Annotated in this window: 17 protein-coding genes; 10 read left to right on the top strand and 7 right to left on the bottom strand. The window is 37.1% G+C overall.

Annotated features, from left to right (window positions below):
* Nucleotides 1-104: 104 nt before the first annotated feature.
* From ACJ2A9_RS07200 to ACJ2A9_RS07160, 9 genes are all read left to right on the top strand, one after another.
* A complete protein-coding gene (locus ACJ2A9_RS07200) occupies nucleotides 105-1,460 on the top strand; it encodes an acetyl-CoA carboxylase biotin carboxylase subunit (RefSeq protein WP_441420934.1) in 1,356 nt (451 codons plus the stop codon).
* A 37-nt stretch (nucleotides 1,461-1,497) separates the two neighbouring features.
* The gene (locus tag ACJ2A9_RS07195) at nucleotides 1,498-1,710 is read left to right on the top strand and encodes an acetyl-CoA carboxylase biotin carboxyl carrier protein subunit (protein WP_441420933.1); all 213 of its coding nucleotides are present in this window, start codon (nucleotides 1,498-1,500) and stop codon (nucleotides 1,708-1,710) included.
* Between the two features lie 33 nt (nucleotides 1,711-1,743).
* Nucleotides 1,744-2,658 carry a hydroxymethylglutaryl-CoA lyase gene (locus ACJ2A9_RS07190; protein WP_441420932.1) on the top strand — a complete coding sequence of 305 codons (915 nt, stop codon included), beginning with the start codon at nucleotides 1,744-1,746 and terminating at the stop codon, nucleotides 2,656-2,658.
* 30 nt (nucleotides 2,659-2,688) lie between these two features.
* Nucleotides 2,689-3,474 carry an enoyl-CoA hydratase gene (locus ACJ2A9_RS07185; RefSeq protein WP_441420931.1) on the top strand — a complete coding sequence of 262 codons (786 nt, stop codon included), beginning with the start codon at nucleotides 2,689-2,691 and terminating at the stop codon, nucleotides 3,472-3,474.
* Nucleotides 3,475-3,477: 3 nt separating this feature from the next.
* Nucleotides 3,478-5,064 carry an acyl-CoA carboxylase subunit beta gene (locus tag ACJ2A9_RS07180; protein WP_441420930.1) on the top strand — a complete coding sequence of 529 codons (1,587 nt, stop codon included), beginning with the start codon at nucleotides 3,478-3,480 and terminating at the stop codon, nucleotides 5,062-5,064.
* 102 nt (nucleotides 5,065-5,166) lie between these two features.
* Entirely contained in the window at nucleotides 5,167-5,856 is a 690-nt protein-coding gene (locus ACJ2A9_RS07175; protein WP_441420929.1) for a CoA transferase subunit A, read from the top strand.
* Nucleotides 5,857-5,917: 61 nt separating this feature from the next.
* Complete coding sequence (locus ACJ2A9_RS07170; protein WP_441420928.1) at nucleotides 5,918-6,565, top strand: CoA transferase subunit B; 648 nt, start codon at nucleotides 5,918-5,920, stop codon at nucleotides 6,563-6,565.
* Between the two features lie 206 nt (nucleotides 6,566-6,771).
* The gene (locus tag ACJ2A9_RS07165) at nucleotides 6,772-6,969 is read left to right on the top strand and encodes a small, acid-soluble spore protein, alpha/beta type (protein WP_441420927.1); all 198 of its coding nucleotides are present in this window, start codon (nucleotides 6,772-6,774) and stop codon (nucleotides 6,967-6,969) included.
* A gap of 116 nt (nucleotides 6,970-7,085) precedes the next feature.
* Nucleotides 7,086-7,331 carry a hypothetical protein gene (locus ACJ2A9_RS07160; RefSeq protein ID WP_441420926.1) on the top strand — a complete coding sequence of 82 codons (246 nt, stop codon included), beginning with the start codon at nucleotides 7,086-7,088 and terminating at the stop codon, nucleotides 7,329-7,331.
* A 54-nt stretch (nucleotides 7,332-7,385) separates the two neighbouring features.
* Here the strand turns inward: ACJ2A9_RS07160 and ACJ2A9_RS07155 are convergent, their stop codons facing one another.
* The 7 genes from ACJ2A9_RS07155 to ACJ2A9_RS07125 form a co-directional block, all read right to left on the bottom strand.
* Nucleotides 7,386-7,574, bottom strand: coding sequence for a hypothetical protein (locus ACJ2A9_RS07155; RefSeq protein WP_441420925.1), 189 nt, complete (start codon nucleotides 7,572-7,574; stop codon nucleotides 7,386-7,388).
* Nucleotides 7,575-7,671: 97 nt separating this feature from the next.
* Nucleotides 7,672-7,887, bottom strand: coding sequence for a DUF5342 family protein (locus ACJ2A9_RS07150; RefSeq protein ID WP_441420924.1), 216 nt, complete (start codon nucleotides 7,885-7,887; stop codon nucleotides 7,672-7,674).
* Between the two features lie 200 nt (nucleotides 7,888-8,087).
* The gene (locus tag ACJ2A9_RS07145) at nucleotides 8,088-8,561 is read right to left on the bottom strand and encodes a hypothetical protein (RefSeq protein WP_441420923.1); all 474 of its coding nucleotides are present in this window, start codon (nucleotides 8,559-8,561) and stop codon (nucleotides 8,088-8,090) included.
* Complete coding sequence (locus ACJ2A9_RS07140; RefSeq protein ID WP_441420922.1) at nucleotides 8,548-9,756, bottom strand: YheC/YheD family endospore coat-associated protein; 1,209 nt, start codon at nucleotides 9,754-9,756, stop codon at nucleotides 8,548-8,550. Before ACJ2A9_RS07140 ends, ACJ2A9_RS07145 begins: the two co-directional genes overlap by 14 nt.
* The gene (locus ACJ2A9_RS07135) at nucleotides 9,753-11,132 is read right to left on the bottom strand and encodes a YheC/YheD family endospore coat-associated protein (RefSeq protein ID WP_441420921.1); all 1,380 of its coding nucleotides are present in this window, start codon (nucleotides 11,130-11,132) and stop codon (nucleotides 9,753-9,755) included. Before ACJ2A9_RS07135 ends, ACJ2A9_RS07140 begins: the two co-directional genes overlap by 4 nt.
* Nucleotides 11,133-11,138: 6 nt before the next feature.
* Entirely contained in the window at nucleotides 11,139-12,209 is a 1,071-nt protein-coding gene (locus tag ACJ2A9_RS07130; protein ID WP_441420920.1) for a YheC/YheD family endospore coat-associated protein, read from the bottom strand.
* Between the two features lie 40 nt (nucleotides 12,210-12,249).
* Complete coding sequence (locus tag ACJ2A9_RS07125; protein WP_441420919.1) at nucleotides 12,250-13,614, bottom strand: YheC/YheD family endospore coat-associated protein; 1,365 nt, start codon at nucleotides 13,612-13,614, stop codon at nucleotides 12,250-12,252.
* Between the two features lie 211 nt (nucleotides 13,615-13,825).
* Between ACJ2A9_RS07125 and ACJ2A9_RS07120 the strand changes: the two genes are divergently transcribed.
* Nucleotides 13,826-14,965, top strand: a complete 1,140-nt coding sequence (locus ACJ2A9_RS07120; RefSeq protein WP_441420918.1) for a DUF445 domain-containing protein — start codon at nucleotides 13,826-13,828, stop codon at nucleotides 14,963-14,965.
* Nucleotides 14,966-15,020: the final 55 nt, after the last annotated feature.

Raw genomic sequence — 15,020 nt, 5'->3', positions numbered from 1 at the left:
TATAATGTGAACTTCACTTATACGGATCACATACTACTTTTTTAATAAAGCTAGAACGAATCTCTTGTATTACAACATTAACTCATTGGATAGGAGTGTAGCATATGTTTAAAAAGATTTTAATTGCTAACCGAGGAGAAATTGCTTCTAGAGTCATCCGAACGTGTAAATTAATGGGAATTCAAACTGTAGCGATTTATTCAGAAGCTGATGCCGAGGCGCCACATGTCAAATTAGCTGATGAATCGTTTCTTGTAGGTGGACCGCGTGTAAATGAGAGTTATTTAAATATCGACAAAATAATAGAAGTTGCAAAGGAAACGGGTGCGGAAGCCGTTCACCCAGGATATGGGCTTTTATCAGAAAATACGACGTTCGGTAATAAGTGTGAAGAAGCAGGGATTGTATTTATTGGTCCTTCTGCTGATGTTATTGCGCGTATGGGAAGCAAAATTGAATCGCGTAAGGCAATGGAAGAAGCTGGAGTTCCTGTTGTTCCAGGTATAGCTTATCCATTAGCAGATGCACAAGAAGCAATCAAAATTGCGAATGAGATGGGATACCCTGTCATGTTAAAAGCATCTGCTGGCGGCGGTGGGATTGGTATGCAGGTCGTTCACAGTGATGAAGAACTTGAAAAGGCATTTGTTGGAAACTCGAAGCGTGCAACAGACTTCTTTGGTGATGGAGCTATGTACGTAGAAAAGTTCGTTGAGGATCCACGCCATATTGAGATTCAAATTTTAGCAGATCAAAAAGGGAATACAGTTTACTTATGGGAGCGAGAGTGTTCAATCCAACGAAGACACCAGAAGGTATTTGAAGAGGCACCTTCACCATTCATAGATGAAGAAACAAGAAGAAAAATGGGTGAGACAGCTGTAAAAGCTGCAAAAGCGATCGGCTATAGTAATGCAGGAACAATTGAGTTTCTTGTAGACAAGGATAAGAATTTCTATTTCTTGGAAATGAACACCCGTCTTCAAGTTGAGCACCCGATCACCGAAGAAATCACTGGTCTTGACTTAGTAGAACAACAACTAAGAATTGCTAGTGGTGAGGAGTTAAGCTTTACACAAGATGAGGTAAAACGAGAAGGGCATGCGATTGAAGTAAGAATTTATGCTGAGGATCCAAAGACATTTTTCCCGTCACCCGGAAAAATTACTAAATTTGAGATTCCAGAAGGCCCGTCTATTCGTCACGAATTAGCGGTAGCTGAAGGTTCAACTGTAACCCCATTCTATGATCCTATGATTGCAAAGCTAGTCGTCAAAGGAAATAACCGTGATGAAGCGATCGCTCAGCTTGAAAAAGCATTGGAGCATTATATTGTTGAAGGTATTAAAACAAATATCCCAATGCTCCGTGAAGTAGCTGCTCATTCAGCATTTAAAAGTGGTGATACTACAACAAATTTTGTAGCAAAATATTTACAAGGAAAAGTAAAAGCAAATTAACTGATAAAAAACAACAATGACTTAGGAGGAATATAAAATGAGTAAAGTAGTTACAAATATGGCAGGGAACGTATGGAAGATTTTAGTTCAAGTTGGAGATCAAGTAGAAGAAGGGCAAGATGTTGCGATTCTAGAATCAATGAAAATGGAAATCCCAGTGGCTGCTGAAGAGAGCGGAACTGTTAAAGAATTAAAAACAAGCGAAGGTGAGTTTGTTAACGAAGGTGATGTCATTCTTGAGCTAGAATAGTAGCAAGTAAAGTAGTACGGGGGGATTGCTGAAATGAAGTGGCCAGAGGCGGTAACGATCAAAGAAGTAGGGCCAAGAGATGGGCTGCAAAATGAACAATCATTTATTGCCACCGAAGATAAGATCTCTTGGATTAATCAATTATCACATACAGGATTAAAATATATTGAATTAACATCATTCGTTAATCCGAAATGGATTCCGGCATTGGCAGATGCGGTTGATGTTGTAAAGGGAATTGAGAGAGTAGAAGGCGTTACATATGCTGCTCTCGTACCTAATCAAAGAGGCTTAGAGCGAGCTTTAGAAGCCAATATTGATGAAGCTGCTGTATTTATGTCTGCAAGTGAAACGCATAATCAGAAAAACATTAATAAGTCGATTGAAGAAACGTTCCCGATTTTAAAACAGGTTGTCGAAGATGCACGTGCATCCGGGAAAACAGTTCGTGGATATGTATCAACTGTCTTTGGATGTCCTTATGAAGGAAATGTATCGATTGATTCTATTATAAGAGTTTCAGAGCAATTGTTTGAAATGGGAATCAATGAGCTATCTTTAGGGGATACAATCGGTGTTGCCAATCCAAAGCAAGTTCAAGAGGTATTAGAGAAATTGTTAGAGAGATTCTCATCTGAACAATTAGCCATGCATTTTCATGACACAAGAGGGACGGCATTAGCGAACATCTTAGCATCTCTCGATATGGGGATAACAACCTTTGACGGTGCACTAGGTGGACTTGGAGGTTGTCCTTATGCACCGGGTGCCTCAGGTAATCTAGCGACGGATGATCTTCTTTATATGTTGGATGGAATGGGAATTCACACTGGGGTAAATCAAGAAAAATTACTTCAAGCGGCCTTTTTTATTCAGGATAAAATTGGTCGTCCGTTGTTAAGCCATAATTTACAAGCGAACCAAGATCAGGCTTGTTCAAAGATATAAATTCCATTGTGTAGGTAAAGGAGAGTAGTCATGGAAAATAATCAAGTACTGGTTTCAAAGAATGAGGATGGCATTGCAGTCATAACACTTAATCGACCTGAAGCAGCAAACGCTCTTTCTACACAAATGCTGTTTGATTTACATCAAGCTATCTATTCGATCAAATTTGACCGTTCCGTTCGTTGTGTCATTGTTACCGGTGCCGGTGAAAAGGTGTTTTGTGCCGGAGCAGATTTAAAGGAACGTGCTGGAATGGACCAGACGGAAGTAAGGAAGACCGTTTCCCTTATTCGTGGGAACATTAATGATTTAGAAATGCTGCCACAACCAGTTATTGCAGCTGTAAACGGGATGGCTTTTGGGGGAGGAACAGAACTAGCATTAGCGTGTGATATTCGAGTTGCTTCAGAGACAGCGAAGTTTGGATTAACCGAAACATCGTTAGGAATTATTCCAGGTGCTGGTGGAACACAAAGGCTGCCTCGTCTGATTGGAAAAGGCCGTGCAAAGGAAATGATTTTTACTGCAAAACGAATTGATGCAAAAGAGGCTGAACAAATCGGACTCGTTGAACATGTTGTTTCACAGGAATCGTTAATGGATAAAGCAATGGAAATTGCCAAACAAATTGTTCGAAATGGTCCAGTGGCCGTTGCACAAGCAAAGTTGGCGATTGATAAAGGATATGACGTTGATCTTAATACAGGACTTGCAATTGAACAAAATGCTTATGAGGTTACCATTCCTACAAAAGACCGAATGGAAGGACTTCAGGCCTTTAAAGAAAAGCGATCACCAGTGTTCAAAGGAGAGTAACGTATGTCAAAAGTCTATGAATCTACTAGCAATCGAAGCAATCTAGAGGAGGGAACGGCGTTGTCATTGGAAAAAACTTTACAAGAACGTGTCGAACAAATAAAAAAAGGTGGAGCAGCTAAATACCACGAAAAAAATGCCGAACAAGGAAAAATGTTTGTTCGTGAACGACTAGAGTTGTTATTTGATGAAGGTATTCAAGTAGAGGATGCTCTATTTGCAAATTGTAATGCTGAAGATTTACCAGCTGATGGTGTTGTAACAGGGATTGGTAAAATCAATGGTCAAACAGTTTGTGTCATGGCAAATGATTCCACAATTAAAGCGGGCTCTTGGGGAGCAAGAACGGTTGAAAAAATTATCCGTATTCAAGAAAATGCAGAAAAGCTAAAGGTACCAATGCTTTATCTTGTGGACTCTGCTGGAGCAAGAATTACCGATCAAATTGAAATGTTCCCTGGTCGCCGAGGTGCAGGAAGAATCTTTTATAACCAAGTAAAACTATCAGGTAAAATTCCGCAAATCTGTTTATTATTTGGTCCTTCTGCTGCTGGTGGAGCCTATATTCCAGCCTTCTGTGACATTGTCATTATGGTTGATGGTAATGCTTCAATGTACTTAGGTTCTCCAAGAATGGCTGAAATGGTTATCGGTGAAAAAGTTACCCTTGAGGAAATGGGCGGAGCACGCATGCATTGCTCGGTTTCTGGTTGTGGTGATATTTTAGCGAAATCTGAGGAGGAAGCGATTAATCTTGCTAGAAATTATTTATCGTATTTCCCTGCGAATTACTCAGAAAAGCCACCTGTAAAAGAGGCACTAGCACCAAAGCAGTTTGAAAAATCACTAGAAGAAATCATTCCTAAAAACCAAAATGCACCGTTCAATATGATTGATTTAATTCAGAGAATTATTGATGAAGGATCATTTTTCGAGATTAAGAAGCTATTTGCTCCAGAGTTAATTACAGGCTTTGCAAGAATGAATGGACAGTCAGTTGGTATTGTTGCTAACCAACCTAGAATGAAGGGTGGAGTACTATTCCATGATTCTGCCGATAAAGCAGCGAAATTCATTACATTATGTGATGCCTTCAATATTCCATTATTATTCTTAGCTGATATTCCTGGATTTATGATTGGAACAAAAGTAGAACGAGCGGGAATTATTCGCCATGGTGCAAAGATGATTTCAGCAATGTCAGAAGCATCAGTTCCAAAAATTTCAATTGTCGTTCGCAAAGCTTATGGTGCAGGATTATATGCAATGGCGGGTCCGGCGTTTGAACCAGATTGCTGCTTAGCGTTACCAAGTGCGTCTATTGCAGTAATGGGACCAGAGGCAGCTGTTAATGCGGTATATGCAAATAAAATTGCCCAATTACCGGAAGAAGAGCGCCCTGCGTTTATTGAACAAAAACGTGAGGAGTACCGTCAAGACATTGATATTTACCGACTAGCTTCAGAAATGATTATTGATGGCATTGTCCAGCCTAATTCATTGAGAGAAGAACTAATCACTCGCTTTGAAGCATATACATCAAAACAGCTCATCTTCTCAGAACGAAAACACCCTGTATACCCTGTATAACAATCAATAAGTAAATATTTGTTCACACCCTTCTTAATTTAGGAAGGTGTGTGAACACCACCTTCAGTTTTACATAGAAGAATATAAAAGGAGTGAACCATTGTGAAGCCAATATTAACTTCGTTTGAAGAAGCAGTAAGTCAAATTAAAGACGGTGCAACAATTATGGTTGGAGGTTTCGGTCTAGTCGGAATTCCTGAAAACTTAATTAAAGCTCTAAGCGAAACAGGAGTAAAAGACCTCACAGTCATTTCAAATAACTGTGGTGTAGATGATTGGGGCCTTGGTTTACTATTAAGAAATAAGCAAATTAAAAAAATGATTTCTTCATATGTAGGTGAAAATAAAGAGTTTGAAAGACAAGTGCTAAGTGGGGAATTAGAAGTTGAATTAACACCACAAGGTTCTTTATCTGAAAAAATACGTGCTGGAGGAGCAGGTATTCCTGCATTTTATACACCAGCAGGAGTAGGAACACCGATTGCTGAAGGGCGAGAAACGAGAACGTTTAACGGAAAAGAATACTTATTAGAAGAAGCATTAACTGCTGATTTCAGTTTAATTCGCGCTTGGAAAGGTGATAAGGCGGGAAATCTTATTTATAATAAAACAGCTCGCAATTTTAATCCAATGATGGCTGCTGCAGGTCGTGTGACAATTGCAGAAGTAGAAGAATTGGTTGAAGTTGGTGAATTGCCTCCGGATCAAATTCATACGCCGAGTATTTATGTTCAAAAGCTAATTGTTGGAAAACAAGAAAAACGTATTGAACGTCTAACTGTAAGAGACTAAGAATGAAAGTTGAAAACAATTGCATGGATCATATAAATAAGGCTAAGGAGGAGAAACAATCATGGCAGTAAATAATCGTGAAAAGATTGCAAGAAAAGCAGAACGTGAAATAAAGGACGGTTTCTATGTGAATTTAGGAATCGGTATGCCGACAATGGTAGCTAATTATATTTCTGACAATAAACAAGTGGTATTACAATCAGAAAATGGCTTGTTAGGAATTGGACCTTACCCAACAAAAGACGAGGTTGATCCAGATCTAATCAATGCCGGTAAAGAAACGGTAACAGCGGCTGAAGGAGCAAGTTATTTTAGTAATGCTGAATCATTTGCGATGATTCGCGGAGGACACATTGATCTTGCGATTTTGGGTGCAATGGAAGTTGCTGAAAATGGCGACTTAGCGAACTGGATGATTCCCGGAAAAATGATTAAAGGTATGGGTGGCGCGATGGATTTAGTTCATGGTGCGAAGAGAATTGTTATAATTATGGATCATGTGAACCGTAATGGTGAGCCAAAAATCCTTAAACAATGTACTCTGCCTTTGACAGGGAAAGGTGTAGTTGATCGAATCATTACAGAACGGGCAGTTATCGACGTGACGCCTGAAGGCTTGGTTTTAGTTGAAGTAGAAGAAGGCTATACGGTTGAAGATATCCAAAGTGTGACTGAACCAACATTAATTATTGCAGATCATTTAAAATGATTTAGTAATGAGTTAAAATGGTGAAAGTTAAAGAAAGCATTGATTTCATTTGCGAAATCAATGCTTTCTTTTTTTTTGCCCTTAACTTTTAACCAAAAAGCCTATAACATTTTCCGAAAAGCTCTTTTAACAATTATTACTAATAAAAAAATCACATACGATTTGCAATTTCACACAAACTATGCTTACAAGAGGAGGTGATACAAATGGCCAACAACAATAACTCGAATCAATTAGTAGTACCTGGAGTTCAGCAAGCATTAGACCAAATGAAGTATGAAATTGCTCAGGAATTTGGTGTTCAGCTTGGACCTGATTCAACATCTCGTGCCAATGGTTCAGTAGGAGGCGAAATCACCAAACGATTAGTGCAGCAAGCACAACAACAATTAAAAGGTTTTTAATAACTAGTAACATATACAATTGCATAACATGGCTGTTAGGGATGGTTTTATCCATCCCTTTTTTAAAGTCTTGTGAAACGCGAACGTTAACATGAAGGGAAAGGGAGGAGAAAACGGTGAGTGTTTGCCCACTATGTAATGGATTAACAACAATAAATTATACGTGCGAACAGTGTAGTAAAGTATTAAATGATAATGGGAAGATTATTGATTATTTTGATGATTACAGTGCCTATCTTGATACAGATGGAATGAAAAAAATAGATGGCTACCCTAATGATTTACAACAGCACCAATGTCCTCATTTGTTCTATTGTGATGATTGTCATAAAGAAGCGATTGTCTTTATCCAAGAGGTGTAATTCATCAAAGGTACATAAAATAAAAAAAACTCGGCACAGTAGCCGAGTTTTTCTCTAGTTCTTTTTTGTATTGTCCTGCGGGCGGGCTTCTTTTTCAAAATCAATGGTTTCCTCTATTTGTGAGGAATCGAATTCCATACTTACAGTTCCGCCTGCCATTCCTTCATTAACCATTCGGTCTTCATCCATAAAAAATTTATCTCGTCCTTCAAATTGCGAATCATCTTGCTTCTTTTTATCCATGACAAACCCTCCCTTTTACTAAAGGTATTGTTTGTTGAATAGTTTCTTCTTATGCAGTTAATTTGAAGAATGAACATTTAACTTTTCAATGTTGTTGTTAATGTTTCTCGTAAACATGGTAAAGCATGAGATCATGAATATGCAGTTCAATATCTTTTAAAACTTTCTCATCCGGTTTGAGACCCTGCCATTCTATTGATCCATCTTTAAAGTATGTACCTTTGTAATAGCTCCCTGAATAAAAAAAGGAAAAAGCCCATTCACTACGAACAAGGTTATCTTTTATTACTTTCCACTGAAAATGGGATATCAAATTGTTGCCCCCTTACAATATATTTATTCTAGCTCGATCGTACCATAAAATCATTAGAAAATAGAAATAAAATCAAAAAAGCGCTATAACTATGAAAAGTCATAACGCTCATTAGATCTATGCGTGAAGAAACTTCAAAGAAAAAGCATTCAAAGCTTTTAATTCTAAATGATAAATTTTACATTCTACATTATGTTTTATTATAGTACTTCTTTCTCGTCAATATCAGATGAGTGCCAGTGACCGCTGCCAAACCATAGAGCGATTTGCCCGGTTGTTGTTTTTTCATAAGTGAAAGAAACAAGTCCTGCTTTTAATGCCATCATGATTTTATCGATATCTTTATAATCGATTTTCGTATAGTAAACTCCAACCCTTGAAGAAATTTCTTTATATAACATAATAATAACATCAGTTTTACGGTACTGGGGTGAAACGATAAATATTGAGAACTGTAAGCCGTATTGCTCTAATGCTGCAATTGCAATAATTTTCCCATCCCACAGAACAATGTGAAGGATTGTACCAGGTTCATCTAAGTCATCTTTTTTTAATTGAAACAGCCATGCATATGATTCAGAAGTATGTTCGAACTCACCATGACATTTAACAAATTGCAAGATAGAGGTACGGTATTTACTCCAATTGTTTTTATCAATCTTAATAAATTGCATTTGTAGCACTTCCTTCCCTAATAAAACCAGTATCGGTATAGAAAGTTTGTAAAAGATTGTGGATCCCTTTTTGTTGGATGTCTACTTCATCAAAAACCATGGGCTTGGAATTGATCTCGAAAATCCAATAATTACCATCTGTATCACGGCCAACGTCCATAGAAAATTCGCCAAGTTTTCCATATTCATTTTCTAACTGTTCAGCTACTTCTTTCGCTAAGAATTGCAATAAAATGTCATTTACAGGAGGCTCAATATCATCTACTGTTAAAATCGAGCCTCCTTTAGGAACATGAGTAGTGATTCCATCGATGGCTGAACAACGAATCCCTACACCTGTTAAGACCCAATCAGTATAGTGGCGTTGGACATGAAGGCGAAAATCATACGGACGGCCTTCAAAGCAGTTAAGGTGTATTTGGGTTTGCAAAATATAAAGATCCTTCTCAAGTAATGGAAAGATTTCATCCCACAATTGATTAAATGTTGAGAATGACCTTATTTTATTATGATCTTTTACAATGTAGTGATTTTTCTTTTCGCATTCAATCGTAAAGATTCCATCCCCTTTTAAACCATTATTGGGCTTAGCATAATAGCGGCAATTCGGTTGTAATAATTGTTTCAACTGAATCTTTGATTGTAACTTAAATGTTGTCGGAAGAAAGGGCTTTAGCTTTTTATTTTTGTAAAGAAGCTGGTAACACTCGAATTTAGTGAAAAAATGAGGATTAAAAAATGGGATTGAATGATTTTGTAGCCACTGAAATGTCTGCTTCATTTGTGAGGTTTGTTCATCTTTTCGATAAGGAATACGATTGTAGACGAGATCAGGGAATGGAAATACACATTCTAACCATTTCCGATTCGTTTCGTCAAAGAGATAACCATTTATTTGGTTCGGCTTTATCCCTTCTGGAGTGAAAACGAAGGATATTCCCCCATTTTCTTTAAGTGCATAGTGAATTCGGCGGAATGTCTTTCGGTTACCGGCGAATGTTTTTTTACATCGTTTGCTTGTCAATATTCCTATTAACGGTCCTGCCTTTTTGTGATTCATCCGTACTGGAAAGGAAAGGCTGTTTTCGGGTGTTTCAATTTTGGGGATTGCAATATTCTGCAATCCCCATACATATGATTGATTAGGTTGATGATGACCCCAAGTTTTTGTTTGTCGATTGTAATACAAAATCATGATGAATAGATACGCCCTGGTTGAGTAATTGATTGTTTAAATAAATAGACAGCATAAGCGAGAGGGAGACGTCTAGAAAGGAGGTCATCATGCTTTAATTTAGGGTGATAAAAAATCGTTCTGCCCGGTTTGGAATTTGCCTCGAACATCCATATCTCACCACTTTTATCAATACCTAAATCAAATCCTATTTCACCAACAAATCCTTCCATTGTATGATCAATTCTTTCACTCAATAATAGAGCTGCTTCTTTAAGTTTCGTCAATAGGTTTGAATGAGTACCGGTTTCTTTGAAGATTTCATGAACCGTCTTTACTTCTCCACCACTTTTTACATGTGTTGTCACACTACCTGGACCAGCAATTTTTGCCGCTAAAGCACTAACTTGCCACTTTCCATTTTCGTCCTTGTTCGTATGAAGACGAAAATCAATAGGGTTGTTTTGCCATCTAATCAAATGTATGCCTTGCTGAGCAATCATATTCTTGAACCCGTTAGGAAACTGCTGATGAAGGAGTCGTTTTAAGGATGAATACCTCCGTAATCGATTTTGTCCTTTCTCACGGAAGCGGCAGTAATAAAATGGATCATCATTTAACTTAATGACTTGTTGAATCCCTATACCTAAACTTCCTTTTGCAGGTTTGAAATACACATGATTGTATTCATCGAGTAGTTCTTCTACTTGTTGTTGTGTTGGATTTAAGTAGTTTTTTGGCAATAGGTGTTCAGTAACTTGATCAGAAACTAATTTTTGGTTAATTTCCCACTTATCAAAAAAGCTAGGGTTAAACCAAGGAATGAGATAGTCATTTTGCAGTCTTTCTCTCACATTCTTTGAGGCTTGCAGCTTCTCGGTCCGACGGTTCGGCAGGCGATCATAAACAACGTTTGGAAATGGAACAACGATTTGCTTCCAACCGTCTTTTTTATAAAAATAACCATTTATTGTACCGTTTTCCCAGTCAATATGGTTGGCTCCGAATATGAAATAAAATGCGCCTACTTTTCTATCTGTAGACAGCAATTTAGCAAATAGTAAGGAACGATCACCAATGGGACGAATTAAGTTATTGGTGAAGCCAGCTGTAAATATCCCTACTAATGGACCTAAGTATACGACTTGCTCATGTTCAAAAAGATGAACAGGTCCATCATAAGGAATCATGAGTTCTTCCCATAAATCTTCAGATACTAAATATTCATTTTTTTTGTCATAATGAGGAGCTACCTGACATGAAACTGTTTTTGCTCCAAGAGATATTTTGTTGGGAAAAGTATGATGCTCTACCCACTTTTTGAATAATGATTCAGGAACATAAAGTGTTTTCTGATGTCCCTGTTCCTTTTTTATAAATAGTGGTTTGTTACCCATATTTACTCAGCTCCTTAATGTATTTTCAAGATATTTACAATAACGAAGCGGTGCTTCATATAATTGGTCAACATATTTTTGAGTATGAACGATGACCTTTCTGCCGGGCTTCGAATTCGCCTCTAATAACCATAGACGACCATCTTGATCCAAGCTAATATCGAGACCGATTTCAAATAATCTCCCGAATGAAGTTTCTAATCTATTCGGGATAAGAGCCATTAACTTAAGAAGATGAAATTCTAAGTCCCGTTGTTGATCAGGCAGCAATTGTTTTATCCAATTTTGATAGGAAAGAGTTTTCCCGCCACCATGGAGATTTGAGATAATATGGTTTTGCTTTCCAATACGTATTCCTCTGCCTTGCTCTACCCAGCGTCCTTGCTCATTCTTTTGAATTAGGATTCGGATATCAAATGGGCAATTGTTTTGGTCTTGGATTGAACAAAAAGGTTGAAGTAAATAATTTGTTGATGTTATCAAATGATTAAGCCATCTCTCGCATTCTTTTTTATGTTTAAACGTCTTTTTTATTTGTTTTAAGTTTCTTTGTGTTTGAATCAGAATTTCATCATTTTCTGTTTGAAAAAGCGCGACAATTCCTTTTCCCTGTGAACCGCTAGCCGGTTTAAGAATAACGGGTTCATTTCTATTTAAATTGTTTAACACATCCAATCCCGATGTCACTTGAGTTGTCTTCGGAAGATAAGGGAATAATTGTTCATCTTCTTTTAACGCATTATACACTTTCCACTTATTCGGCAACCCATAACCAAGGAACGATACCTTTGGATGAGATTTAAGCCAATGTACAATCGGATAGTTATATTTAAAGATTTTTTCATTGGAATAAAAGCAACGATCATATAAAAATGTCGGAAGAGGAAATGCTTCCTTTATCCACTTTTGCTCCTTGACACAATATTTCTCACCATTAACAAGTTCTGTTCGTGGATCAATAAAAGATGGCATAAAACGATATACTGTTACTTGCAGCAATGTAGAACAAGCACCTAATTTACTGAAGTAATCTTTTTCTTGATCCATATTAAGAACAAGTATGCCAAGTGCAGTCAATGGAGAACACTCCTTTCCTCAATTAGTTGAAAGTAAAAAGTTAAAAGTCTGCTAAGTAATGACAGTACGTAATAATTGATTTTGCTGAAGGACGAATCGTCTCTTTATCCTTTTCCGGGTCTTGATTTTTAGAAGGTTTTGTATTCACTTCAATTAACCATGGATGGCTTGCTTTATCCAAGCCAATATCAACACCAAATTCACCATATTGACCATCGACCTCTTGGCAAATGAGTGTAACAATTTCAATCGCTAACTCTTGTAAAAATTTCTTGTAATGCCTCACATTTTTATCATCATGAATCGGTGAAAGGACTTCTTCTACTTTCAGTAATTCCCCACCTTGAGCAAGGTTTGATACGATTTTATCCTTTGCGGAAACTCTAGCGACCGAGGAAATGACCTTCCAAGCTCCAGAATAGCTTCGAGTACATAGAATCCGGAAATCTAATGAACGCTCTTGAAAGTCCATAAGATGAATCCCTTGTTGAATAAGAAATTGCTGTTTTTGAAAACGAGGGCGAAGTTGCTTAAACATTTGTTGAATAGTAGAAAAAGTTTGCACTGTATCCCCAGTAAGAGTTGAATAATCGACTTGAAATTTATCGTTATGCTTCGTGATCCGAAAGATGCTTCTTCCTTGACTTCCGTGTATAGGCTTCAAAAATACAGTAGGGTGGTTTTGAAGCATATATTCAAGAGAATCACTATTCGTTAATAAAGTCGTTTCTGGTATATATGGTAATAGTTCCTCATATGGCAGCAAGGCTTCAAATACTTCCCACTTATTGAGGAAGTGATCATTAAAGTAATGGATATTTAATTCTTTACATTTCTCAAAAAACTGTTGATAGGTACGTGATCTTTCTAATTTCCTTGATCCAATCCGGTTATAGATTACGGTTGGCGAGGGAACAATGGTTTCTATCCATTGATTGTTCATCCAAACGTATCCGGTTACCTCTTCTTTATTCCATTGCTTTAGGCAAAATACATAAAATAGTGAATGCTGATCATGTGCATAACGAGCCATTTCTTCACAAAACTGTGTTAATGGTCCAAAAAGAGAATTGGGGTCCCGATCTTGTTTTATAGTTGTTAACGTTGCGATGATTGGACCTATTTCAAACACGTTATTTTCATGATGATAGAACATTTTTATGGGAAGTGGATGTACAGGTAAAGAGAGTTGTTCAACTAATGTTTTCGAACAATGGACCTCATAACTTGTTCCACTTTCTAAAGGTACACATTCAATGGTGACTTCTTTATTACTGCACAGCAATGTTGCTGACTGATGAAGGTTAAGTTGTAAATTTTGATATATTTTTTTATTTATACGTACTTCATACGGATGTTGAAATTGTTCATCATCGAAAGGTTGAAGGATAATTTTATTTAACATATTACGTTCCCTCATTTACATACGACAAAAGTAAAATTCTCTAGTTTCTTATTTGTATTGGGGACTTGCGCTTTTTAGCGGAATCATAGACAATAAGTAACGTATTTAGAACTAGATGTAGGCAAGTGCTGATATCGTATACTATGATCAAAGGTAGATGAATGTGATAAGAAAACAATAGAGTGCTTAGTAAATAAGGGGAGGAATGATGATGGAAGCACTGTTAGTCATTTTCATGATGATAGCTATTGGTGCCATAATAGGTGGATTTACAAATTCATTAGCAATAAAAATGCTTTTTCGGCCATATAAAGCTTTGTATATAGGAAAATGGCGTGTTCCATTTACACCTGGTTTGATTCCGAAAAGGCGAGGGGAGTTAGCGAATCAAATGGGGCAAATGGTTGTTAATCATTTATTAACACCGGAAGGTCTTGAAAAGAAATTGAATGATTCTTCTTTCAAAAAGGAAATGGTCAACTGGGTGCAGCAGGAAACGAGGCAATTATTACATAGTAAAGAATCCGTTGAGACAATTGTTCAACAATATTTTCACATAGAAGATTTACAGCGAAAGGTTGAAAATAAAGCAGAGACATTGATTGAACAAAAATTTGAGCAGCTTCTAAGTGAATATGGTCAACAACAAATTGATCAAGTGTTGCCAGTAAGTTGGATTAAAAAGGGAGATGATCTCGTTCCTAAGCTGACTGCTCAAATCTTAGATAAAGCAAAAAACTATTTTAATAGTCCTGAAGGAAAGGAACAACTAAGTGTTATGATTGATCGCTTCCTAATGGGAAGGGGAACATTAGGGAATATGATTTCGATGTTTTTAGGTAATGATCGTTTAGTAGATAAAGTGCAACCAGAAGTCATTAAGCTTCTAAATGACTATGCGACTTACGACTTTCTGGAAAAATTAATTGCAAAAGAGTGGACAAGTATTAAATCTTGGAAGATAGCTGATGTTGTCAAAAAAATTGATCAAAATGAGTTGCTGAATATAATAAAGGCAGGAGTGCTGAAACAATTACAGCTGGAAAAATGGCTGAAAACGCCTCTTGTTGAATGGACCGGTCAATATGAAAAGGCTATTGTTGATGAATGGGTTCCGAAGATAACAGAAAATATTGTTCAAGTTCTTTCGAAAAGGCTAGGTCAGATGATGAAAAAAATGCGATTGGCTGATGTGGTTAAAGAACAGGTTGAAACGTTTTCTGTTGATCGATTAGAAACAATGGTGTTATCGATTTCAAGGCGTGAATTTAAAATGATTACGTACTTAGGAGCAGTATTAGGTGGCTGTATTGGTTTTATCCAAGGGATCATTGTTCTTTTTATCAAGTGATACTTTTTCAATTTTATGAATTCGTTGGTTGGGATGAAATCCTTTCCATTACATG

The organism is Anaerobacillus sp. MEB173, assembly GCF_052119505.1.
GTDB lineage: Bacteria > Bacillota > Bacilli > Bacillales > JBJMAU01 > JBJMAU01.
The sequence above is the reverse complement of the archived record's forward strand: the minus strand, read 5'-3'. Positions and strand labels throughout refer to the sequence as shown.